The organism is Pseudomonas sp., from assembly GCF_026224925.1.
In the GTDB taxonomy this organism is placed as follows: Bacteria; Pseudomonadota; Gammaproteobacteria; order Pseudomonadales; family Pseudomonadaceae; genus Aquipseudomonas.
Window position 1 is genome coordinate 1 of the sequence record NZ_JAMFRV010000319.1, and the last position, 2116, is coordinate 2116.

General features: G+C 60.2%; 2 protein-coding genes. Both read left to right on the forward strand.

Annotated elements, in window-relative coordinates:
• The first annotated feature begins 129 nt into the window (after positions 1-129).
• The gene (locus M0974_RS13900; RefSeq protein WP_297837541.1) at positions 130-1056 is read left to right on the forward strand and encodes a 1-aminocyclopropane-1-carboxylate deaminase/D-cysteine desulfhydrase; all 927 of its coding nucleotides are present in this window, start codon (positions 130-132) and stop codon (positions 1054-1056) included.
• Between the two features lie 135 nt (positions 1057-1191).
• Positions 1192-2116 (forward strand): MFS transporter (locus M0974_RS13905; protein WP_297837538.1); only part of this gene is annotated, 925 nt, incomplete at its 3' end.

The window sequence follows — 2116 nt, forward strand, 5'->3', positions numbered from 1 at the left end:
ATGAACATCGGTAGGAGCCAACTTGTTGGCGAGAGGCCTGAAGCGCTGTGTCTGGACGGGCGCCTCGCCAACAAGTTGGCTCCTACCGAGGGTGGTCGTCACCGCAGGCTTATCTGTAAACTCGGCCCCATGTTCCCAACCCTCCCATCCCCACCCAACGCCCCTCTCGAACGCTTGCATCTGCCTTGGCTGAAGCAGGCAGGCATCGAGGTGGCGGTGTTGCGCCTGGACTTGATCGACCCACTAATCTCCGGCAACAAGTGGTTCAAACTCACCCATCACCTGACTGCCGCCGCAGAGGCCGGTGCCGAGGGCGTCATCAGTCTGGGCGGTGCGCATTCCAATCATCTGCATGCGTTGGCGGCTGCGGGCAAACGCTTCGGTTTTTCCACCGTTGGCCTGTTGCGCGGGCATGCGCTAGACACGCCGACGGTCAGCGATTTGATTGCGTTCGGCATGCAGCTGCATTGGTTGGGTTATGCCGGCTATCGCGAGCGCCACGCGCCCGACTTTTGGTTGCCTTGGCAAGAACGCTACCCGCATTTACATCCAATCCCGGAGGGCGGCGGTGGTTTGGCCGGTGCCTTGGGTTGCGCGGTATTGCTGGCTCAGGTGCAGGAGCAAATCGGCCTTCTAGGCTGGCCTGATTATCACGCATGGTGGTTGGCAGCAGGCACCGGCACAACCTTGGCCGGGCTTGTACTGGCCGAGAAGGGCGCGCATCCAGTGTATGGCGCGCTGGCCGTGCCGGATGATCACGGCGTCGCTGAAAATGTCATGGCGATTCTCGGACCTAATACGTCAGATCCTGCTTACCCCTTGATCGACGCCAGCCGCGGTGGCTTTGCCAAAATTGATGCGCGCCTTCTGGACTTCATCGCCGCTAGCGAAGCCGAAAGCGGGTTGCCCCTTGAGCCCTTGTACACCGGCAAAGCCTTGCTGGCGCTACACGATCAGGTTGCAGAGGGATTGTTTCCTTCCGGCACCCGTCTCGTGTTTGTCCATACCGGTGGCCTGCAAGGACGACGCGCATTGCTGGCAAAAGCGGCGCGCTAAGTCATATGGCATGAATCCTGCGGCCACTCATCGGCATCGGGTCGGTCGTGGGTATGCGAATGACTTTTTCAGATCAGCACATGCCCGCGCTGTCCCGATAATCAATACCTTCCCAACGAGCGCGCCGAGGCCAGCATGACAACCCAAGCAATGAAGCGGGTAGACCCTGCCACCTTGAGACGCGTGATATGCGCTGCGGCCATTGGCAATTTTGTCGAGTGGTTCGATTTTGCTGTGTATGGCTTTTTGGCGACGACTATTGCCCAGCAGTTTTTTCCCAGTGGTGATCCCAGCGCGGCGTTGCTGAAAACCTTCGCGGTGTTTGCCGTGGCGTTCGCTTTTCGGCCATTGGGCGGCGTCTTCTTTGGCATGCTCGGCGACCGGGTTGGGCGCAAGAAGACCTTGGCTTTGACCATTTTGTTGATGGCCAGTGCTACAACCTTGATCGGCATACTGCCGAGTTACGCGGCAATTGGTGTCATGGCGCCGGTGTTGTTGACCCTGATCCGCTGCGCTCAGGGGTTTTCTGCCGGTGGTGAGTACGCTGGGGCCTGCGCCTATTTGATGGAGCATGCGCCGCGCACCCAGCGTGCCTGGTACGGCAGCTTCGTGCCTGTCTCGACCTTTTCCGCGTTCGCCAGTGCCGCAGTGGTGGCCTACGCACTGGAGTCCTCGCTGTCCTTGGAAGCGATGAGCAGTTGGGGCTGGCGTTTGCCGTTCCTGGTCGCTGCGCCGTTGGGACTGGTCGGCTTGTACCTGCGCTGGAAACTGGACGAAACCCCGGCCTTCAAAGCGGTCGCTGAAGAACACGCGGTGGCCCATTCCCCGTTGCGCGAAACCCTGAAAACCCACGGCGCCGCCATCTGCTGCCTGGGCGCGTTCGTTTCGCTGACGGCGTTGTCGTTCTATATGTTCACCACCTATTTCGCCACTTACCTGCAAGTCGCGGGCGGGCTGAACCGTGCATCTGCGTTGCTGGTGTCGGTGATTGCGCTGATTTTTGCGGCTGCTATCTGTCCGTTGGCCGGAGCGTACTCCGACAGAGTAGGGCGTCGCGCTA

What these genes read in the sequence shown, in the direction of transcription:
- M0974_RS13900 (WP_297837541.1), top strand. Translation starts at nt 130, where the DNA reads ATGTTCCCAACCCTCCCATCCCCACCCAACGCCCCTCTCGAACGCTTG.